Origin of the sequence: Sodalis sp. C49, assembly GCF_046352915.1 — a bacterium.
Taxonomy (GTDB): domain Bacteria; phylum Pseudomonadota; class Gammaproteobacteria; order Enterobacterales; family Enterobacteriaceae; genus Acerihabitans.
This window is the reverse complement of sequence record NZ_CP163303.1, coordinates 57,147-79,080: the sequence shown is the minus strand read 5'-3', so window position 1 is coordinate 79,080 and position 21,934 is coordinate 57,147. Positions and strand designations below refer to the sequence as shown.

Annotated in this window: 16 protein-coding genes and 1 pseudogene; 6 read left to right on the top strand and 11 right to left on the bottom strand. The window is 59.6% G+C overall.

The window, feature by feature from the left end:
* Positions 1–178: 178 nt before the first annotated feature.
* The 8 genes from ABUK12_RS00305 to ABUK12_RS00270 all read right to left on the bottom strand — a co-directional run bounded on the left by ABUK12_RS00305 (position 179) and on the right by ABUK12_RS00270 (position 10,999).
* Positions 179–1,879 (bottom strand): EAL domain-containing protein, encoded by a 1,701-nt coding sequence (locus ABUK12_RS00305; protein ID WP_410014411.1) that lies wholly within the window; start codon positions 1,877–1,879, stop codon positions 179–181.
* 200 nt (positions 1,880–2,079) lie between these two features.
* Entirely contained in the window at positions 2,080–3,615 is a 1,536-nt protein-coding gene (locus tag ABUK12_RS00300) for an FGGY-family carbohydrate kinase (protein ID WP_410014410.1), read from the bottom strand.
* A 38-nt stretch (positions 3,616–3,653) separates the two neighbouring features.
* Positions 3,654–4,514, bottom strand: a complete 861-nt coding sequence (locus ABUK12_RS00295) for a class I fructose-bisphosphate aldolase (protein WP_410014409.1) — start codon at positions 4,512–4,514, stop codon at positions 3,654–3,656.
* Entirely contained in the window at positions 4,498–6,309 is a 1,812-nt protein-coding gene (locus ABUK12_RS00290) for a glycerol-3-phosphate dehydrogenase/oxidase (RefSeq protein WP_410014408.1), read from the bottom strand. Before ABUK12_RS00290 ends, ABUK12_RS00295 begins: the two co-directional genes overlap by 17 nt.
* On the bottom strand, positions 6,303–7,298 hold the full coding sequence (locus ABUK12_RS00285; RefSeq protein WP_410014407.1) for a sugar-binding transcriptional regulator: 996 nt from the start codon (positions 7,296–7,298) through the stop codon (positions 6,303–6,305). Before ABUK12_RS00285 ends, ABUK12_RS00290 begins: the two co-directional genes overlap by 7 nt.
* 36 nt (positions 7,299–7,334) lie before the next feature.
* On the bottom strand, positions 7,335–8,336 hold the full coding sequence (locus ABUK12_RS00280) for an ABC transporter permease (RefSeq protein ID WP_410014406.1): 1,002 nt from the start codon (positions 8,334–8,336) through the stop codon (positions 7,335–7,337).
* A gap of 35 nt (positions 8,337–8,371) precedes the next feature.
* On the bottom strand, positions 8,372–9,874 hold the full coding sequence (locus ABUK12_RS00275; RefSeq protein WP_410014405.1) for a sugar ABC transporter ATP-binding protein: 1,503 nt from the start codon (positions 9,872–9,874) through the stop codon (positions 8,372–8,374).
* 99 nt (positions 9,875–9,973) lie between these two features.
* Positions 9,974–10,999 (bottom strand): substrate-binding domain-containing protein, encoded by a 1,026-nt coding sequence (locus ABUK12_RS00270; RefSeq protein WP_410014404.1) that lies wholly within the window; start codon positions 10,997–10,999, stop codon positions 9,974–9,976.
* Between the two features lie 486 nt (positions 11,000–11,485).
* Here ABUK12_RS00270 and ABUK12_RS00265 point away from each other — a divergent pair, with 486 nt between their 5' ends.
* On the top strand, positions 11,486–12,781 hold the full coding sequence (locus tag ABUK12_RS00265; RefSeq protein ID WP_410014403.1) for an NCS2 family permease: 1,296 nt from the start codon (positions 11,486–11,488) through the stop codon (positions 12,779–12,781).
* Between the two features lie 154 nt (positions 12,782–12,935).
* Here ABUK12_RS00265 and ABUK12_RS00260 read toward each other — a convergent pair.
* A pseudogene (locus tag ABUK12_RS00260) lies at positions 12,936–13,529 on the bottom strand (DNA-3-methyladenine glycosylase family protein); the annotation flags it as partial.
* 153 nt (positions 13,530–13,682) lie between these two features.
* Here ABUK12_RS00260 and ABUK12_RS00255 point away from each other — a divergent pair.
* Positions 13,683–14,633, top strand: a complete 951-nt coding sequence (locus ABUK12_RS00255; RefSeq protein WP_410014402.1) for an L-lactate dehydrogenase — start codon at positions 13,683–13,685, stop codon at positions 14,631–14,633.
* Between the two features lie 98 nt (positions 14,634–14,731).
* Complete coding sequence (locus ABUK12_RS00250) at positions 14,732–14,917, top strand: hypothetical protein (protein WP_410014401.1); 186 nt, start codon at positions 14,732–14,734, stop codon at positions 14,915–14,917.
* A gap of 722 nt (positions 14,918–15,639) precedes the next feature.
* On the opposite strand, the gene ABUK12_RS00245 is transcribed toward ABUK12_RS00250, so the two are convergent.
* Both ABUK12_RS00245 and ABUK12_RS00240 read right to left on the bottom strand, forming a co-directional pair.
* Positions 15,640–15,993 (bottom strand): DUF496 family protein, encoded by a 354-nt coding sequence (locus tag ABUK12_RS00245; protein ID WP_410014400.1) that lies wholly within the window; start codon positions 15,991–15,993, stop codon positions 15,640–15,642.
* Between the two features lie 129 nt (positions 15,994–16,122).
* Complete coding sequence (locus ABUK12_RS00240; protein WP_410014399.1) at positions 16,123–17,202, bottom strand: FUSC family protein; 1,080 nt, start codon at positions 17,200–17,202, stop codon at positions 16,123–16,125.
* A gap of 582 nt (positions 17,203–17,784) precedes the next feature.
* Between ABUK12_RS00240 and ABUK12_RS00235 the strand changes: the two genes are divergently transcribed.
* Genes ABUK12_RS00235 through ABUK12_RS00225 form a run of 3 tightly spaced genes read left to right on the top strand, consistent with a single transcriptional unit; the run spans position 17,785 to position 21,534 of the window.
* Positions 17,785–18,540, top strand: coding sequence for a gluconate 2-dehydrogenase subunit 3 family protein (locus tag ABUK12_RS00235; RefSeq protein WP_410014398.1), 756 nt, complete (start codon positions 17,785–17,787; stop codon positions 18,538–18,540).
* A 7-nt stretch (positions 18,541–18,547) separates the two neighbouring features.
* Complete coding sequence (locus tag ABUK12_RS00230; protein ID WP_410014397.1) at positions 18,548–20,314, top strand: GMC family oxidoreductase; 1,767 nt, start codon at positions 18,548–18,550, stop codon at positions 20,312–20,314.
* Complete coding sequence (locus tag ABUK12_RS00225; protein ID WP_410014396.1) at positions 20,311–21,534, top strand: c-type cytochrome; 1,224 nt, start codon at positions 20,311–20,313, stop codon at positions 21,532–21,534. Before ABUK12_RS00230 ends, ABUK12_RS00225 begins: the two co-directional genes overlap by 4 nt.
* Positions 21,535–21,934 lie beyond the last annotated feature (400 nt).

Here is a 21,934-nt window from a genome sequence, read left to right as displayed (position 1 = left end):
GGTTTGCATCCGCGCGGGCATGGCGGCGGATAACTGGCAAAAGCTGGCCATAAGCCTGGTTTTCGCCGGCCAATACCGCGCCTGGCGCGAATAAAATGCAGGTCGCCGTCATTACGCGGGTGAAGCGCGCCGTGCCCCAGGTACTCGCGTATTGTGGCAATTTCGGCGAGGGCGCATCCTAGCCTTTGATTTCCCGCTCGCTATCCCCGCCCCGTTGGCTGCTGCGGGAAATATCGCCAAGCAGTTGCCCCAGTTTTTCCTCCGACAGCGGTTTGGAAAATAAGAACCCCTGCAGTTGGGTACAGCCGGCGTCCACCAGAAATTGCTGCTGCTCGGGCGTCTCCACCCCTTCGGCAATCACCTCGAGGTTCAGTTTTACCCCCAGGTGGGAGACGGCGGTGACGATGGCGGCGGTGTCCTTTAACTGGGTGACGAACTGCACGAAGGAACGATCGATTTTTACGCTGTCGACGACGATATCTTTCAGCAGGCTGAGGCTGGAATAACCGGTGCCGAAATCATCCAGGGAAATCCGCACCCCCGCCTCGCGCAGCAGGACCAGTTGATGTTTGCTGTTGGCATCGGAATTCATGATGGCCGTTTCGGTAAGTTCCAGCTCCAGGCGTTCCGGCGGGAAACGCAACTCGGCCAGCAGCGCCAGCACCATACGGGCGAATCCGCCGTCGCGCAGCTGAATAGGCGACACGTTGACCGACAGCGATAAATCGCCCCAGCGCAGCATCTCGCGGCACGCCTGGCGCAGAATAAACTTGCCCAGGGGAATAATCAGCCCGGTTTCCTCGGCCAGGGGCACGAACTGCACCGGGGAAATTTCGCCCAGCTCCTCGTCATGCCACCGCGCCAGCGCCTCTACGCCGATAATATGGTTGTCGGCGGCGCGAATCAGCGGTTGGTAGGCGCAGGTAATATCCCGGCCCGACGACAGGGCGTTGGCCAGCGCCTTTTCCATGCGCCGCTTGCTGCTCAGGCTGGCGTCGAGCGACTCGGAATAGAAACAGTGCACGTTTTTACCCTGCCGTTTCGCCTCATACAGGGCGGCGTCCGCCTTGCGCAGCAGTTCGCCGGCGGTGATAACCGCCTCGGTAATCACCGTCACGCCCACCGATACCGTGACAAAAGGCGACGCGCCGGTCAGCGTAAACGGCGTTTGCGTCAGGTTGACGATCCGGCGGCACAATTCTTCCGCCTGGGCGCTCGCGAGGGGGTTATCGGTGAGCAGGGAAAACTCGTCGCCGCCCATCCTGGCGACCAGGCTTGCCTCCGGCGCCACGCCCTGCAGCCGGCGGGCAAATTCGCACAGCACAAAGTCCCCGGCCTGGTGGCCGTAGGTATCGTTAATATTTTTAAAACCGTCGAGATCCATCAGCAGCAGAAGGCCGCCGGCATGCTTGCCGACCCCGGGCACCACCACCTGGTTGAGCTGTTCATAAAGCGCGGTGCGGTTGTGCAGTCCGGTCAGGATATCATGGTAGGCCAGGTAACGGGTCTGGGCCTCGGATTCCCGCAGGATGGTAATATCATTGAGCGAGACCAGCACATAGGGCACGTCATGAAAGATAATGCGCGAGCAGCGCACCATCATCGACGTCTGCCCATTGTTCCGGTTCAGCATCTGATGCTCGTATTCCACATCTTCACCGGTTTCCAGAACGTAACGATCCCGCTCGGTAATGATGTCCACCAGCTTATCGTCAAGGCCGGCCAGCGGAGAATGCCCCAGCATCTCCCCCGGCGATTTACCGAATAATTCGCAGGCTTTGCGATTCAGGAACACCACCCGCTGCTGTTCATCTTTCAGGAATGTGGCGTCAGGCAGCGCGTTCAATACCGCCTGGCAGACTGCAAGATTATTAAACATGGCATGGGCATCCCGTATGAATCGGTACCCCAAGATTAGCAGATTTGTCCCTGCCTGCGCACAAGTTTACCGCCGGTGTCCCCGCGCTCACGAGACGATATGATCGGACGCGCGGTGTCGCCGCCAGGAAAGCGGGCGGCGCTCCCGGCCTGAGCGCGCCCCGGCGACAAACAGCTCCGCCCGATCCGGACGCGTCCGCGTCAGGATGGCGCGGCGGTGGCGGCCGCGGACGGCGTTTCCCGCCCGTCGGCTTCCTCGTCCCACAGATCGCCCATGGCCAGCTCCAGGCGTTTAAACAACCGGTAGCGGGTGGAATGGAAAGCGTGCAAAGCCTCGTCCGGCAGGTAGCCGGTCGGGGTAAGGGTGACCGCGTGGGCCACGCCCGCCGACATATCGGCATAGACTCCCACCCCGACCCCGGCGCAAATCGCCGCGCCCAGCGCGCCGGTTTCGCTACAGTCCGCCACCCGAATCGGGATGCCCAGCACATTGGCGAACATTTGCGGCCAGATGCAGCTGCGCGCCGCGCCGCCCGAGAGGGTCGCCCGCGTAAAGGGGATACCCGCGGCGCGCAGCCGGTCGATATGGGCGCGATGGGCGAAGGTGACGCCTTCAAACAGCGCAAACAGCATATCGGCGCGGGTATGCCAGCCGTTCAGGCCGTAAAAACCGGCTTTCGCCGGGCCGTCCTTGCGCCCGGAGTAGAGATAGGGATGGTATAACGGCAACTGGACGCTGGGCTTGACCGCCGCGACGCTGGCGCTGCAGCGCGCCGCGCCGCCGCCGTCGCGGCCGTCGTCGAACTCGCGGATAAACCAGTCCAGGTTGGCGGCGGAGGTGGCGCTGGCTTCGATGGCCATATAGCGGTCCCGCTCAATAATGGAATTCATAAATACCGGGCGCCGGTAATTTGGCGCGTCCACGACCACCTGGTTGATGCTCCAGGTGCCGGCGACTATGGACGCCTCGCCGGTATGCACCACCCCAGAGCCGATGGCGCTGGCCACCACGTCGAAAATGCCCGCCACCACCGGGATGCCGCGCGGCAGGCCGGTAAGCCGCGCCGCCCGCGCGGTGACATGTCCCCTGATATCGCAGGATTCACGCAGCGCCGGCAGCAGCGGCAGCGCATCGGCCAGATCATAAAGCGCCATCAGTTCGGCATCATATTGGCGGGTGCGGTAATTGAGCAGGCCCGATCCCGCCGCGTCCGAGACCTCGCCCGACGCGACGCCGCTTAAGAAATGGCCGATCACGTCTTTGGCAAACAGCACCGTGCCGATGCGCCGGTACAGATCCGGGGCATGGCGCTTCAGCCAGCTGAGCAGCACCGGCGTGGCCGCGGCCCAGGGCTTTTGCAGGCAGCATTGATAAATGGCCCCGGCAAGGCCCGCCTGTTCCAGTTCCCGCACCAGGCCGGCGGCCCGGCTGTCGATGGACTGAATGCCGATAAGCGGCTCCCCTGCCTGATCCAGCGCATACAGGCCGTTGCCGTGACCCGCCGCGCCCACGGCGATAACCTTACGCGGGTCAACGGCTGCGCGCGCCAGGCAATCGCGGATCGCCTGCGTTGCGCCCTGGTAGATATCCGCCAGCGGACGTTCGGCGTAGCCGGGGCGGGGTTGATGTGTGGCGCCGCCGCGCTCCGCCACCGCCAGCACCCGGCCGCGCAGGTCGAACAGCACGGCTTTGATCATGGTATTACCGGCATCTATACCTAACAGACATGCGTCCATATAACGTCTCCACAGAGAAGGGTACGATGGCGCACGGCTTAAGCGCCGGAACCGGCCTGGCCGCGCCGGTAGATCTCAAACGCGGTGGGACCGTCGGCGCCCTGGTGGATAATGGCCATCAGGGCCCTGACCACCTGGGCGGGATTACTGTGCTGGTACACGTTGCGGCCATAGACCATGCCGCTGGCGCCCTGGGCCATCAGGCCGGCGGTTTTTTCCAGCACCGTCTCCAGCCGGCCCTTGCCGCCGCCGCGAACCAGCGTCGGGCAGCGGGCGGCCTGCACCACGCGGTGGAAATCCTCCACCCGGTCGGTGGGATCGGCCTTGACGATATCGGCCCCCAGTTCCCGGGCCAGGCGCACCAGCGGCACGATTTTCTCCACATCGCCAATCGAGGCGTAGGCGGCGCCCTGCCCGGCCGGGGCCATCACCAGCGGCTCTATCATCAGCGGCATGGCGTATTTATCGCACGCATGGCGCAGGCGGCCGATATTTTCCACGCACTGGCGGAAGATGCCCGGCTCGTCGGGGATCATATACAGGTTAACCACCACCGCCGCCGCGTCCAGTCGCAGCGCGGCCAGGATCGGCTCCTCCGGGTTGTGCAGCACCGCCCACATCTCGCGATGGCGCGCGCTGTTATAGGCGTTGCCCACGTCGGCGCGCATCACCAGCGCCGGCTTGCCGGGCTGGTCGACCCCGGCCAGCAGATCGGCCTGGCCGTAATTAACCTGGATGGCGTCCGGCCCGGCGGCGACCAGGCTGGCCATCACGGCGGGCATATCCTCCAGGCCGACGAGGAAATCCGGCTCGTTGGCGATACCGTGATCGATGGCCACGTCCAGGCAACGCCCCTGGCGGAACAGACGGCTCATGCGGGCTTTAGGATTGAATGACATCGTGCGCTCCTTGGGCGGATGGATGGGGGATGGGTTGCGGCGCGGGCGCTGCCAGCCGCGCCAGGCCGTGACGCCCGGCAAGGCTCTCCAGGGCGGCGGCAAGGCTGGCGCGCCGTTCATCGTCGCTTAAGCCCAGCGCCTGCGCCACGATTTCCGTGACTTCGGCGACAAGCTCAGGAGTCAGTTCGCCGGCGATGGCCATGGCGGTGCGGCGCACCAGCACATCTTCCGGCCTCACCACCTGCTCGCGGGCGATCAGGAAGCGCAGCTCATTGACCGTATAGCCGGGATGATGGCGCAGCGGACGATCGGGCGATCGGGTGACGAAATCCAGCAGCGCGGTCACGCGGCCGCCGTAACGGGATACCCATTGGGCCACCCGCGCCGCATCGCTATGATAATGCGCCGCCAGTTCCCCGATCCAGGCCGGTTGCTCCGCCTGGCCGGGTAAATCCCGGCCGCCGCCGATGGCCAGGTCTTCCGTCGTCACCCGGCGCCGCTCGCCCAGGTGGCGCAGCGCCAGATCCGCCGCCTGGGCGCCGAAGGCGCGGAAAGTGGTCCACTTCCCGCCCACCAGGCACAGGGTGGTAAACGGCCGCCCGGGCGCCGGGGGAATGACCTTAAGCGAGTGATTGCGGGAAATGCGGCCGTTCACGGTGGTATCGCTCACCGGCAGGGGACGGATGCCGCAAAAGGTATACAGGATCTCCTCGTCGGCGATGGCGATACGCGGAAAGACAAAGCGCAGCGAGTCGAGGATATAGCGCTTTTCATCCTCCGCGCAAACCACGTCGTCCGGATCGTCGGTGCGGATATCCGTAGATCCGACCAGCACATTGCCGAAGTAGGGAAACAGAATGCAGACCCGCCCCTCCTGGTTTTCGTAATACACCATGCCGCCGTTTAACGCCGCCAGCAGCCGGGCGTTGCGCACGATAAGATGCGACCCCTTGGTGCCGCCGATAAGCCGCGGCGCCGCGGCCGCGGGGCTCAGTACCCCGTTCAGCCGGTCAATCCAGGCGCCGGTGGCGTTGATCACCAGTTCCGGCGCCAGGGTAAAGGTTTCGCCGCTCTGGCCGTCGCGCAGGGTCACCACGCCGTCGTCCATGCCCGCCAGGCTAAGATAATTGATCGCCAGCGCCTGCGGATTGGCCCGTTCGCTGTCCTCGATAAGTTCGATCCCCAGCCGCTCCGGATAGTTGATCCAGGCGTCATAATAGGTGGCGCTGCATTTGACCCAATCGTTGAATTCCGGCCATTGGCGACGGGTTTCGCCGCCGCCCGTCAGCCGATGGCGTGGCATGGCGCCCTGCGCGCGCGTATACAGATCGTAGAGCGAAAGGCCGGCCTTGATCACCATGGCCCCCCGGCGCGACGGCCGCTCGGTCAGGCCGACAAAGCGCTTGCCGGCGTTCACCAATCCGGAACAGTAAGAATCAATGGGCACAGTGGTGCGCAGCGGCATTACATAGTGCGGGGCGTTTTTCAGCAGCCGGTCGCGCTCGACCACCGATTCCTTGACCAGGGCAAACTCACCGGTCTCAAGATAACGCAGCCCACCGTGGATCATGCGCGACAGCGCTCCGCTGGCCGCCTGGCACCAGTCCCCCTGCTCCACCAGAATGGCGGGTATGCCCTGCAGCGCCAGTTCGCGGAAGGTACTGATGCCGTTAATGCCGCCGCCGACGATCAGCACCGGCGTCGCGCGGCGGCGGCGCAGCTCGGCCAGGCGCCCGGCGCGGTCGGACAGGGTCGCCGCCTGCGGGTCTTCCGTGGAATTCGTGCTGTTTAACATGCTGCCTCCTGTTGATGATCCGGCGACGACAGTTCGATAATGCCCGCGGCGGTGGATTCATCGGTGACGATGCCCTTGAGATAGCGTCCGCGCAGCACGCTGCTGGCCGGTTCGATTTTATCGCTGCCCGCCGCCACGGCAAACGAAAAGGGAATATGCCGCAGTTCTTCCAGGGTCAGGCTCACCAGCCGCTGGTTATCGGCAAAACAGGCGGGCTGTCCCTGCGCGTCCAGCAGATGCGCCAGCACCTCGCTGCGCGCCCCGCTGGTCTCGACGCTGGCTTGAGCATGCCGCACCGATGGGTTTAAATCATAATAACTGGAGCTGGAGGCATGGATCGATCCCAGGCCGACGATGGCGATATCGGCTTCGCGCGCCTGCTGCAACACCTGATGCACCTGGCTGACCTCCATCAGCATTTGCCGCTGCGCGGGCGTATCGGCAAAGAGCGGCGCGTGGATTTGATACGCCTTGCCGCCAAGTTTGGCCGCCAGTTCGGACGCCACATGGTTGACGTCGGTATAGTGTTTGCCCTGCACACAGCCCAGGGCGGGCACCACGTCGACGCGAAACCGGCGCGGCGTGGACAGGGCGTCCACCATGGCGCTGACGCCCTTGCCGCCGGTGAGGGCAATGGTATCGCCGTCCTTGACGCGGCTGAGCAGGAAATCCGCCGCCGCCGCGCCCACCACGTGCAAATCGGCGTCGTCGCCGCCTGTCACGTTGGGCGCCACCACCACATCCTGCAACCCGCCGATGCGCGCCAGATCCCGCTCCAGCTGATGGGCGGAAAGAAACGGCGAGCGGATGGTAATCTCCACCATGCCTGTGTCCCTGCCCTGGCGGATCATCCGGTTAACGGTGGCCACCGATAAATGGGTGTGTTCCGCTATCTCCGACTGCTTTTTACCGTCCAGGTAATACATCACCAGTACCCGGTAGATCTGACGCGTCAGGGTAAACGACGGCGGCTCGATAAAATTATCCATTAACATCACTCCCGGAATCGCGAAGTAGAGAAACGATCAGGCGCTGCGGTATTTATTCATAATATGATCCATTGACACCGCCGCCAGCAATATCAGGCCTTTAATCAAATCCTGGCAGTAAACCGAGACATTGATCAGGATTAACGAACTGGTGACGATGGACAGCAGGGCCACGCCCAACACCGCGCCGAGGATAGAGCCGGTGCCGCCCTTCAGGCTGGCGCCGCCGATCACCGCCGCTGCTATCACGTTCAGCTCCATGCCCACGCCAAAGGTCGGGGTCGCGGAACCCAGGCGCGCCATATAGATAATGCCGGCAAGACCCGCCAAGGTGGAGGTCAGCACCGTCACCAGCAGCTTGATTTTATTCACGCGGATACCGGAATACGCCGCGGCCCGCTCATTGCTGCCGGTATAAAACACCTTGCGGAACGCCGCGGCCTTGCGCAGCAGGAAATCGAACGCCACCACCAGGATAAAGAACAGGATAATCACAAACGGAACGCCCGATACCGTGCCCTGGCCGACAAACTTAAACGTGGCGGGCAGGGTAAACAGCGACAGCGGCGTGCCCTGGGTGATAATCATGCACAGCCCGCGCACGATAACCATGGCGGCCAGCGAGGCGATAAAATGGCTCAGCCCGATCCGCGTGACGGTCAGTCCCATCAGCAGGCCCACCAGCGCCGCCGCGGCGATGCCGGCCAGGCTTGCCGTCCAGGGGTCGAGCCCCGACAGGAACAACTGCCCCGCCACCACCATCGACAGGCAAACCACCGACCCCACGGACAAATCGATGCCGCCGACAATCAGTAGGATGGTCATGCCCACCACCACGATACCCTCGATGGAAAACGACAGCAGCATCGCCTTCATATTGGCCCAGGTCAGAAAATAGGGCGACGTGAAGCTCATAATCATGAAAATCAGCATGATGATTACCGTCAGGCCCACTTCCCGCTGCCGGAAAACCGCGCCGAACCAGCGCAGGGGCGCTTTGACGCCTTTTGCCGATAATAAAAACGTGTTAATGGTCATGGCGTTACCTCTTACGTTACCGCGCTACCCTGTCGTTAAGCCGCCGCGCCGGCGGCGAGACGCATGATATTCTCTTCCGTCAGCATATTGCCCGCGACCTCGCCGCCGATACGGCCCTCATGCACCACCAGCACCCGATCGCACAGCCCGATTAATTCCGGCAGTTCGGATGAAATCACCACCAGCGCCACCCCGCTTTCCGCCAGCAGATGCAAAATCTGGTAAATTTCCGCCTTGGCGCTGATATCCACCCCGCGCGTCGGTTCATCGAGAAACAGAATGGCGGGCTTGACCGACAGCACTTTGGCCAGCGCCACCTTTTGCTGGTTGCCGCCTGAAAGCGAGGACACCGGATCGCCGGGCCGGCCTTTTTTCAGCCACACCTCCCGCCCCAGCCTCTCTGCCTGCCGCCGTTCGGCGTCCCGGCTGAGCAGGCCATAGCGGCCGCAGACGGCGGCGATATCCAGCGATGAAATATTCCAATCGATAGGCATATCGACAAACAATCCCGCCGCTTTGCGGTCTTCCGACAGATAAGCCATGCCCAGGCGCACGGCATCGGCATAATGGCGCAGCCGAACCGCCCCGCCGTTTACCGACACCGTGCCGCGCTTGAGGGCATCGATGGCGCAAATAGCCTGGGCGATTTCGGTGCGCCCGGACCCCATCAGGCCGCCGATGCCCAGGATTTCCCCTGGCCGCAGCTGGAAGGAAATATCAAAGAACCGCCGATCGTCGGAGAGCCCCTCGACCGCCAGCACCGGCGCCAGATGCCGGCAGTCCGCGCGCTTGGGCGGGTACAGGCGGGTCAGTTCGCGCCCCACCAGCCGGGTAATCACCTGGTCCGGCGTCAGCGCGTCGAGGTTTTCACAGCCCACAGTCCGGCCGTCGCGCATAATGGTGACCCGCTGGCACAGCGAGAAGATTTCGGCCATGCGGTGGCTGATGTAAATCACCGCCATGCCCTGCGTGCGCAGTTGGCGAACGATGGCGAACAGCCGCTGCGCCTCGGGCTCGGTCAGCGCCGCGGTCGGTTCGTCCAGAATCAGAATGCGGCAGTCAAGCGTCAGCGCCTTGGCGATTTCCACCAGCTGCTGCTGCGATAAGGGCAGGCTACCGACACGGGCGGTTACCGGGATCGGCGCCAGCCTGTCCATCACCGCCTGGGCCTGGCGGCGCAATGCGCCATGATTGATCCAGGACTTTCCCGACCCGTTGATATGGGCCATATAAATATTTTCATAAATGGAAATATCAGGGCACAGGGCGATTTCCTGGTGAACCAGACCGATGCCCAGCCGCTGGGCGTCGGCGGGAGAGTGGATCGCAACCGGCCGCTCATTCACCCAGATGCGACCGGCATCGGGTTTGATGATGCCGTCGATGATATTCATCAGGGTGGATTTTCCCGCGCCGTTTTCTCCCGCCAGGGCGTGGATTTCCCCGGCCGCCAGGGCAAACTCGACGTTATCCAATGCCTTGACGGGGCCAAAGGATTTGCTGATGCCGCTAAGCCGTAAAGCTAGGGGTGCTGACATGGCCTCTCCCTCAGGGTTAAATGTAATGACATGGCGAACTTCCCGCGCGTGAACGCGTCGCAGACAACCGGCGCGCCACGCGCCGGCGTGGCGGGTACCCTACTCATTAATTCCTTTGGTGCCCCGGCGTTTCAAATAGCCGTCCCAGCGGAAATCATCGGCGTTATCTTTGGTGACCACGGCATAGCCGTTATCCAGCAAGGGGAAGGAAAAGGGGTTGGCGCCGGTGCGTTTGGCATCATTCATCGGATCGATCAGGTCAGGATGCGCCGCCAGGAACAGCGTCATAAATCCCATATAGCCCTGCACCCCCTGGTTGGGATCGATGGCGGCGAACACCTGGCCCGCCTTGATCATATCCAGCACCTTGGCGTTCACGTCCACCGTTATCACCTTAACCTTACCGCCGTTTTCCACCACCGCCTGGGCGGCGCCGATGGCGGAACTGGCTTCCGGCATAAACAGCACCGACAGGTTGGGATGCGCCTGCAGGATAGACAGTACGGCGTTGTAGGCTTTCGATGGATCCTGATTGGTCGCCGCGCGGCCCACCAGTTTGATATCCGGGTAATGGGTTTTCATTTCGTCGATAAAGGCGCTGACCCGCCGGTCGTGATTGTCCTGGCCGGGATTTTCCAGCACCGCGTACTCCCCTTTGCCGTTAATGGCTTTGCCCATCAGGTCGGCGGCGGCGCGGCCTTCGCGAAAGTTATCGGAGGTAATATACGCGACGCGTTTGCTGTTGGGCGAATCGGCGGCAAAGGTCACCACCGGGATGCCGGCCTCCGCCGCCCGGTTAATCGGCTCGATAAAGGGATCGGGGTTCATCGGATGCAAAAAAATGCCGGCCGGTTTTTGCGCCAGTACCTGTTCAAAGCTGGCCAACTGCTGGTTGACGTCATACGCCGGCGTGCCGCCATACACCGTTTTACAGCCCAGCTGGTGCGCCGCCTGTTTGAACATCTCATACACCGGAAACCAATACTCCACGCCGGTGACCATCACATTCATATAATAGGTTTCGCCCGGCTTGCAGCGAAACTGGGGGCCGTCGTCGGCCGCAGCCTGGGCGCCGCCGACCAGGGCGGCAAGAAAAAGGGTCAACGCAAGCAGGTGTTTTATCATGGTATTTCCCCGGAAAACGATGGGTTGGCCTGGCTCAGCCGCGACGGCGAAACAACAACGGAACCACGAGCCCGGGAATCGCTGTAATTTATTTCATAAGAAAGAAATAAATTACACCGCTATGTATAGATAATGTGAAAAAAATGTTCAAGAAAGGGTTGATTTCTGATGCGTGAAGCGTGAGAGAGGTCAAAAAGACGTGTGGAAATGTGATGTCACGCAAGTCTGCCGAGGGTTGCCGCGACCCTGGCGCCACACCGGAGCGGCCGCGCCGCGCACCATAAAGGCGCCCACGCACCTTAATGGTGAGGCGGCGGCACGCTTATGGTGCCGCCGTCCGCGCAACCGATTACGTTTTTGCTGCGGCAAATTTAGAATTACCTATATAATGCGCCTGCTTCACCCATTGCCGCCTTTGGCATGCGGTTGCAATAGTGGCATAGCGATTGCTTTGGCTGTGCAGACAACTTCAATGAGAAAACTCCCATGTTAGAAAAACTATTTCAATTAAAGGCCCATCGTACCAACGTACGAACCGAAATTCTGGCCGGGCTGACCACCTTTTTGGCAATGGCATATATTCTGTTTGTTAACCCGTCGATCCTGAGCGCCACCGGTATGGATAAAGGCTCGGTGTTTGTCGCCACCTGTCTGGCCGCCGCCATCGGTTCGGCGCTGATGGGCTTTATCGCCAACTACCCGATCGCGCTGGCGCCGGGCATGGGGCTAAACGCGTTCTTTACCTATACCGTGGTTTTACATATGGGTTATACCTGGCAGATTGCGCTGGGAGCGGTGTTTTTATCGGCGCTGATTTTCTTCGCGCTGTCGATTTTCAAGATCCGCGAGTGGATCATCACCAGCATTCCGTTGCCGCTGCGCTCGGGCATTGCCGCCGGGATTGGGTTATTCCTGGCCATTATCGCCCTTGAAGGCGCCGGCATCGTGGTCGCCAATCCGGCCACCCTGGTGGGCCTGGGCGATTTAGGCAAAGCGGGTCCGCTGTTCGCCATGTTGGGGTTTGTGCTGATTGTAGTGCTGGAAGCCCGCCGGGTGCCCGGCGCGGTACTGATCGGCATCCTGGCGGTGACGTTCCTGTCCATCGCCATGGGTTACAGCCAATTTTTCGGCGTGATCTCCATGCCGCCGTCCATTGCGCCGACCTTTTTGCAGCTTGATATTCGCGGCGCGCTGAATATTTCCCTGGTAAGCGTGGTGTTCGCGTTCCTGTTCGTGGACGTGTTCGATAATTCCGGTACCCTGATAGGCGTAACCAAACGCGCCGGCCTGACCGACGAGGCGGGCAATATCCCGCGCATGGGCAAAGCGCTCATCGCCGACAGCGCCGCCGCGCTGTTCGGCTCGCTGCTCGGCACCTCCACCACCACCAGTTATATCGAGTCGGCAGCGGGCGTCAGCGCCGGCGGCCGTACCGGCCTGACCGCGATCGTGGTGGGCATCCTGTTTCTGCTCAGCCTGTTCTTCGCGCCGCTGGCCTCCAGCGTGCCGGCATTCGCCACCGCGCCCGCCCTGCTGTTTATCGCGGTGCTGATGACCTCGGGCCTGGCCGAAATCGACTGGAAGGACATCACCGTCGCGGCGCCCGTCACCGTTACCGCGCTGACCATGCCGCTGACCTACTCTATCGCCAACGGCATCGCCTTCGGCTTTATCACCTGGACAGTGGTAAAACTGCTGGCCGGACGCACCCGCGACCTGAACGCGGCGCTGATCGTGCTGTCGATTCTGTTTGTGATTAAGCTGGGCTGGCTCAGCGCCTGATTATCGTCTTCCCTCTCTGCCCCGCCGGCGCCCGCCCGCGGGGTATTTTTTTGCCGTGATTCGGCCCGCCAGGGCATTATTTCGCCGCCGTTGCCGGTTCGGCTCTGCGCGCATCGCCAGGGATAATTGGGGCGTGTATGCTGAACCCGGGCGCCGAACAGGCCCACAGATACAGCGATGCGGTTGTGCCGTATGGCGAATAGCGGCGGCGATAGCGTTCGAAGCGCTCGCGGGGCAGTTCCTTATGGCGGTACAGATTCATCATGCCGCGTCGAATGGCCAGATCGCCCCAGCTCAGGATATCGGGCCTGCCGAGCGCAAAAATCATCAGCATTTCCGCCGTCCAGACCCCGATGCCCGGCAGGCGCGACAGGGTGGCGATCACTTCCGGGTCCGGGCGGGACGGCAGCGCCGCCAGATCCAGCTCGCCGCTCATGGCGGCGGTGGCGGCGCCCTTGATATAGAGCGCTTTTTTCATGGTCATGCCGCAGGACTGGATTTGCTCCGCGGTCAGGCTTTCCATGGCGGCGGGGGTAATGGCGCCCGCCAGCAGCGCCAGGCGGGCGTTGACCGTCAGGCCGGCCTTGGTGGAAATCTGCTGGTCGACAATATTCCTGACCAGGGCCGCGAACAGGTCCGGCATCAGGGGCCGCTCAATCATCCCGATGCGCTCGATGGCCTGCGCCATGCGTTTATCCCTTTTTGCCAGCCAGGACAGCTCTTTGGTGCCGTATTCAAATTTGTACATAACGTCGCTCAATAGGTCTGGGTGAGGGAAACAGGGTCGCGTATAAGAATACCATTTTGTTAATCAGGCCATAATTCATTTAAAATTGTTAAACTGCGGCGGCATCGAGGCCGTGTGCCGGGTCACGTAACCCTTTTTCTCGAGGTAAAATGCATGAAACCACGTAAGGTGATGATTATCGGCGCGGGCAATGTCGGCTCTTCCGCTGCATATGCCCTGCTCAACCAGCAGTTTTGCGAGGAGATCATCCTGGTGGATTTAAACCAACAGCTCCTTGAGGGTCATCGCAAGGATCTGGCGGATGCGGCGGCATATATGCCCAGCCGTATCGTTATCAGCACCCGGCCGGCAACCGACTGCGCGGATGTCGATATCGCGGTGATTACCGTGTCCGGCGGCGGCCTGAAACCGGGGCAAACGCGGCTGGACGAGCTGGACGGCACCGCGCGCATCGTCGGCAACATCGTGCCGGAGATGATGCGCAACGGCTTCAAGGGAATTTTCCTCATCGCCACCAACCCGTGCGATATCATTACCTATCAGGTGTGGAAGCTGTCCGGCTTGCCGCGGCATCAGGTGCTGGGCACCGGCGTTTGGCTGGACACCACGCGTTTACGGCGCATCCTGGCGGAACAACTGGATATCGCCGCGCAAAGCGTGGACGCCTTTATCCTTGGCGAGCATGGCGATACGCAATTCCCGGTGTGGTCGCACTGCTCGGTATACGGCATGCCGCTTAATGAATACAGCCGGTTGAAAACCGGTCATGAGCTGGATTTCCCGGCGCTCGGCGAGCGGACGCGTCAGTTGGGTTTTGAAATCTATGCCCAAAAGGGCTGCACCGAATATGGCGTCGCCGGCACCATTACCGAAATTTGCCGCAACGTATTCACCAGCAGCCATCGCGCCCTGACGGTTTCCTGCGTGCTTGACGGCGAATATGGCAAGCAGGGCCTGGCGATCGGCGTACCAGCGGTATTGGCGCAGCGCGGTGTGGCGCAGATTATCGAGCTGGATTTAAATGAAGTGGAGCAGCGTCAGTTTGATGATTCGGCGGCGGCGATCAAAAAGAATATCCAGCGGCTGGCGGTGGTGCACCATTGACGGGGCGCGCCCTGCCACACGCCGGCCTAAAACCTGGCGATGGCGGGCGCGCCCCGTGCGCTTGCCTTGCAACGCGGCTTTGGGCGCGGCGTTTATTTTTGGCCCAGGCGCAGCAAGCGCCTGATTGCCCGCTTTACCCGTTGTTTTATATCGCTCTTGATAAAGCGGTAAACGCTGCGATCGCCCGGCTCCTGACGTTGGCACAGTTTATCCTTGTTTACCGCCCTGATATTGCCGGCGCCAAAAGCGTGCTGATGATACGCACAGGGACATTGCACGGCTAAACCGCTCGTGGCGCAATCCGGGACCGGGCAAAACGGATTCGCCGTCTGCGCCGCCGGGGACCATGGCCCTTGGTAATAAACAGGTAAAACGGGTTGGATCAGCGGTGCTGATTTCCTGGCATTCTCCATGGATTGAAATAATATTATTATTGTAAATAATAATAAAATCGGGCGAATAATAATACCGATTTGATATTTCCTGATAGTCATGAAATAACTTACCTGCGTTTTGCGTATGCCGTTGTCGGCTCCCTTTCCGTCAGAAACAGGCTCTGATTGCGGGAGATGCTTCTTCCATCCTTTGCTGGTAAATAGCTCGCCACTGTTAATGGATCATAATTAACTATCATTAAGTAACCATCATTAAGTAACTATCATTAAGCATACGGTCTTTATAATAAAACAAGGTCAATCATACACACCATAACCATTGTATATATGATTATGTTTAATCTGTTATACTATTATCCCGTTAATCTACAATATTATTCAGGCTAGGGGAACCTTGCAATGGTGAAGCGGCGCATTTCCTCAGCGACAATCATAAAATTGAGCGTATGTTATCATTATATTTTTTATTCTTAGGAATTTTATTTATTGAACGAGGATTATTATTTTTTATTGAATGAATACGTTGTTTCAATTTTTTATTGCCGGCGGTAAAAAAAGCCGGTCCGCCGGCGGCGATTCAGGTTGCCACGGGCGGACCGGCATCAGAACGATCAGATGTGTTTACCCGCCTCAGGGGCGCCTGCGGCCATAGCCTTGACTTCGCCGATGGCTTTTAATTTTTTGGACAGTTCGCGACGCTCTTTCGACAGCTCGGCGTTTTTGATGATGTAATCATCCACGCGATCCTCATAGTCGGTGCGCATGCTGGCGATGATGGCCTGCACTTCCTCGATGGTCATGCCCGGCTTGAGATAGTCGCTCAGATTGTCCAGCAGCAGGACACGCTTCTGGTTATCGCGGATTTTTTTCTCGTTATCGGCTATTTCACGCTGCAACTTGTTTTTACGGCGAAACATTCGCACAAACTCCAGGACATCCTGGAATGAAGGCTTGATGTGATCCATGTCAATTTCCTTGCTGAAGTCATAGGTTGAAAACGGTGCGCAAACGCATAGTCATTACCTTACAGAGTAGCAGCTATCCGGTGCAATGGCATTTCACTATGTTACCCGTTTTTACCGCCGGGCCATAATTCATTCTTCCTGTTGCGGCAATGGCTTACGCAACGCCTGACACAGCAGCCGCGCCAACTGCTCCAGCTGTTGCGTCAGCTTCAGGCTCAGCCAGACGTAACCGAATATCGGCGCCTCCACCTCGTTACGCTGGCTGGCCTGCTCCATTAATAATTTGAGCTCGGCGGCGATGACCGCCAGTTCGCCGCTATTGGCGACAATCGGCGCCGGATTGCCCTGGCGCAGCGCGTCGGCGAGGGTCACCAGCGCGCGCAGGGTTACCCTTTGCGTACTGCGCAGGGTGGTGGCGTTGAGCAGGATAAAGTGGCTCTCGCGCGAGGCCCACCAGGCGTCGATTTGCAGTTCCAGTACGCAGACGATATTACGGCTGAGATCCTGGATGGCGTCGAACACGTCTTTGGCTACCGCGCTTTCCTTGCTGGCCGGCGTCACCAGGGTGCCCGTTTTGCTGACATCGGCCAGCAGTTTTTTCAGGCGCCCGTCCAGGCGGGGGCGTTCGATGATATTGGGCGAAAGGTAGGCGGCGTAGATTTTGCTGAGGGCAATCAGGCCGAAACTCATCTTCATGCGCCAGTGAATAAACGCCCGCTGCGGGTAGATGCTGGTAAACAACAGCGCCAGCAGCGAACCGATAATCACATCCCCGCTGCGCCACAAGGCGGTTTGCATATCCCCCGCCCCGGCGCCGCATACCACCGCCAGGGTGATGCCGATAAGCAACGCCAGGTAGGGACGCTTGCCAAGCGTCAGGTAACCGCAGATAAACATCACCAGGCCGCACCATATCAGCATCAGCGGCAGGGAATACAGCTCCAGCCGCAGGCCGATAAGCCCCGACGCGGCGCCAAAAACGGTGCCGATAATGCGCTGAACCGCCCGCTGCAGGACATTGCCCCAAAAGGAAATCGGCCCCATTACCACCACCAGCGTGATCAGCGGCCAGGTGCCCTCCGGAATATCCAGCAGACGGATAATCATAAAGGTCAGCACAAAAGCCAGGCCGATGCGCAGGCCGTGGGCAATGCGGTAATGCTGGTAAATGGTATGTTCTAGTGAGGAAATCTGTCTGTCCAAACGCACGGGAAATCGACCTGGCAAAAACGAAGCGGGATAGGTAGTTTAATGAAATTAACTACTTTTCACATCAATAATTAGTCTTCCATATTTCAAATTGTAACCATAGCGCTATAAACAACTCTTTTCTCTAAGGGTAGGGTTATCCCGCTATAATGCTACATAACATAAAAATATTATTAATCATAAGGTTCGTCTCGACGCGCGCCGTTTGGCGAGCGGTTTTGCAGACGCCCCCGGCATCCGGTCAGGCCGCCAGGTAAAACCCGCGGCGTCAAGGAGCCTGTCTAATTCACTTACATCTTTTTACCGGGGGGCTAAACGCATCCCGTCGGATTTTGATGCGTTAATTCAAGCAGATAAATCTAATGCTCACATTGCTGCTCCGCAGCCGGCCTGTGTTGCCGGAGCGGTAGGAACCGGTACCATTGCAAAGTTACGTAATTGTTAGCAACATATTCATAATTTGCTAGTAGGAAGAATCCTTTATAGTTATGGGGTTTACGACCCCGGCTTAGCCGGTCGTTTACCGCAGATAACAGTGCGGAGCCTGCACAGGCACGCCACAATAAGAAACGGGAAGCACATATGCGCAAAAGAAAAAAAACGCTGCCGGGGGTAACCCGCAGGCAGCTTCTTTCCTATTCCGCCGCGACCTTGGCTATCGGCGCGGGCGTAAGCGCCAAGGCGGCCACCCTCGCCGGCGCGCCGGGCTGGCAGCCCTTCGCGCACAACCCGACGGAAACCTTTGCCGACCAGGGCTGGCTGTTTTTTAACGATAAGGAAGTGGCGACGCTTGAAGCCATGGTCGAGCGGTTTATCCCCGCCGATGAGCTCAGCGTCAGCGGCAAAGACGCCGGATGCGTGGTATTCATCGACCGTCAGATGAAAGGGTTTTACGGCACCTTCTCCCGGCTTTACCGTGAAGGCCCTTTTCAGGAGGGCACCCCCGAGCAGGGCGACCAATCCCCCCTGGTGCCCCAGCAGCGTTACCGCATCGGCCTGGCCGATTTGGATGAGTATTGCCGCAGCACCTTTCAGAAAGCCTTTCACGAACTTCCGCCCGAACAGCGCGATAACATTCTGACCGGTCTGGAAAAAGGGGATATCAAACTGGCCAATATCGACGCCAAACTGTTTTTCAAACAGGTGCTGGACAACACCATGGAAGGCTTTTTCGCCGACCCGATGTACGGCGGCAACCGCGATATGGTGTCATGGAAAATGATTGGTTTTCCGGGCGCGCGGTACGACTACCGCGATCTTATCGAACAGCATAATCAGGATCTTCATTTAACGCCGGTAAGCATTGGCGGCAGTGAGCAATGGAAAACCAAGGGATAACACCATTATGGCAAAGAAACTCCCCAAAACCGATGTGGTGGTGATTGGTCTGGGCTGGGCGGGGGCGATTATCGCCAATGAACTGACCGACGCCGGCCTGGAAGTCATTGCCATCGAACGCGGCCCGTGGCGCGATACCGCGCGGGATTTTAACGTCGCCTCGGTGACCGACGAACTGCGCTATAACCGCAGCCAGGAACTGATGCTGCGCACCAAACAAAATACCATTACCGTACGCAACGATCCGTCGCAAACCGCCCTGCCCATGCGCAGTTGGGGATCGTTTCATCCTGGTAACGGCACCGGCGGCGCAGGCAACCATTGGGCGGGCATCACATTCCGCTTCCAGCCGGAAGAATTCCGCCTGAAAAGCCATCTGCTGGAACGCTACGGCGCCGACGCCATGCCAAAAGAACTGACCCTGCAGGACTGGGGCACCGATTGGCAGGAGATGGAGCCGTTTTATATGCAATTCGAGCGGCTGGCGGGCACCTCGGGCTATGCGTCCAATGTCAATGGCACCCGGCGCGACGGCGGCAACCCCTATGAGGGCATGCGCTCCGGCGAGTATCCCACGCCGCCGATGAAGCAGCCCTACGGCCCGACGCTGTTTGCCGAAGCCGCCCGAAACCTGGGCTATAAAGCCTTTCCGGTTCCCTCCTCCCTGGTATCGCAGGCGTATACCAACCCCCTGGGCGTGACCATGGGCCCCTGCACCTACTGCGGTTTTTGCACCAACTACGGCTGCGCCAACTATTCCAAGGCCAGCGCCATAACCACCGTGCTGCCGGTACTGGTGCGCAAAGACAATTTCTCCGCCCTGACCAACAGCGAAGTCATGAAAGTCACCCTCGACTCCACGGGCAAACGTGCCACCGGCGTGGTCTATATTGATTCCTCCGGCGATGAATGGGAACAACCCGCCGACCTGGTCATCGTCACGGCATTTACCTTTGAAAACGTGCGCCTGATGTTGTTATCCGGCGTGGGAAAACCCTACGATCCGGTGACCAATACCGGCACCACCGGCCGCAACTACGCCTACCAAACCGCCAATTCGGTACAGCTGTTTTTTGATAATAAAAACTTTAATCCGTTTATCGGCGCCGGGGCGGTCGGCATGGGCATCGATGATTTCAATAACGACAATTTCGATCATACCGGCCTGGGCTTTTTCGGCGGCGGCAGCATCCGCGTCACGCCCATCGGCGCCGCGCCGATCGCCTATCACCCCACCCCGCCCAGCGCGCCGACCTGGGGCAGCGAGTTCAAGCGCCAGGTCAAGAAAAACTACCTGAGCAGCATGAGCATTGGCTGCGAGGCCAGCAGCTACAGCACGCGCACCAATTACCTGTCCCTGGATCCCAATTATAAAGATCCTCTGGGCCGGCCCTTGCTGCGCGTGACTTTCGATTTCTCCCCCAACGATCTGAAGATGGCCGCGTATTGCACCGGCAAAGTCGGCGAGATCGCCAAGGCGATGAATCCACGGGAATACTATATGCGCCCAATGAAGGGCCACTGGAATTCGGCGCCCTATCAGTCATCCCATATCGTCGGCGGCTTTGTTATGGGAAGCGATCCCGCCAACAGCTCGGTAAACAAACACCTGCAGGTCTGGGATGTGCCCAACCTGTTTGTGGTCGGCGCTTCCGCCTTCCCGCAGAATCCCGGCTATAACCCCACCGGCACCGTGGGGGCGCTGGCCTTCAAGGCCGCCTACGCCATTCGCCACTACTACCTGCAACGCCCCGGGGAGATGATCACCGCATGAAAAAGCTGATTTCATTTTACGCCGGCCTGCTGGCGCTGGCCGCCTGGACGGGACATGCCCAGGCGCAGCCGGAGTATGATCAGGTGGAAAAGGGCCGCTACCTGGCGGTGGTGGGCGATTGTACCGCCTGCCATACCACGGATGCCGCCAAACCCTTTGCCGGCGGATTCCGTATCGACACGCCATTCGGCGCCCTGCTGGGCGCCAATATCACGCCGGATGTGGAAACCGGCATCGGCAAATGGACGTTTGATGATTTCCAGCGGGCCATGTCGGAAGGGATAGGCCATGGCGGCAAACGTCTCTACGGCGCGATGCCGTTTACCGCCTATACCAAAATGAGCCGCGAGGACAATCAGGCGCTGTGGGCCTACCTGCAAACCCTCCAGCCCATTTACCACCCCGTGGAAACCAATCAGCTGCCGTTTCCGTTTAACATTCGCACCAGCCTGATTGCCTGGAACTGGCTGAATTTCACTAAGGGCGTCTACACCCCCGACCCGACCCAATCCGCCGAATGGAATCGCGGCGCCTATCTGGTGGAAGGCCCCGGTCACTGCGGCACCTGCCATACGCCCAAGAACCTGCTGGGCGGCGACAAGAACGACAATTTCCTGCAGGGCAACAGCCTGGGGGCATGGTGGGCCCCCGATATTACCAATAACGCGCATACCGGCATCGGCGCATGGAGCGAAGAGGATCTGATAGCCTACCTGCGCACCGGCGTCAACCGTTTCGATATCGCCTCCGGCCCGATGGCGGAAGAGGTGGAACACTCTTCCCAGCATTGGCATGACGCGGACCTCAAGGCGGTGGCGGTCTACCTGAAGGCGGGCAAGGCCTCAACGGACAAGGCGCCCGCGGCCCTGGCCGCCGATGACAGCCGGATGGTGGCGGGCAAGGCCATTTATTTCGATCGCTGCTCGGCCTGCCATAACTCCGCCGGCACCGGCGAGGCCAATATTTTCCCGCGCCTGGCCGACAATCCGCTCATCCGCGCGCCCAACGCCGCTTCGCTGATAAACGTGGTGCTGGCCGGCAGCCGCGCGGGCGCCACCGACAGCCGTCCCACCGCGCCCGCCATGCCCAGCTTCGCCTGGAACCTGGATGACGCCCAGGTGGCGAATGTCCTGACCTATATCCGCAACAGCTGGGGCAACGCCGCGGCGCCGGTCAACACCGACGACGTCAAGGAGATGCGCAAAACGCTGCGGCCCTGAGGCGCGGCGCCCTTCATCGTACGGGCAGAGCCGGCCGCAGCGCCGGCTTCGCCCATTTCATGGCAATGCTTGTTAATTTTATTTAATTACTTAATTCTTTATTCATATTTGCATTAATTGAATAACAAACTAATGTGCCAGGTTTATTTTGTCAAAAAACAACTTATTTACTGATAACTCTTATCCGTATAAATTCATGTTAATATTAAGTTATAAATAAAAAAATTTTAACGCTATTTTAATTTCATATTAATTAATGGGTTAACGATAAAATAGATCCTTTTTTTCAGACCCCACTGTGATAGTTTTTATTTATGGGCTAAGATAACGAATAGTTCTTGGTAAAGCCGATTATCTGGCCCATTTTTCACGAAATAGGTTTTGCCGCCTTTATTTATAC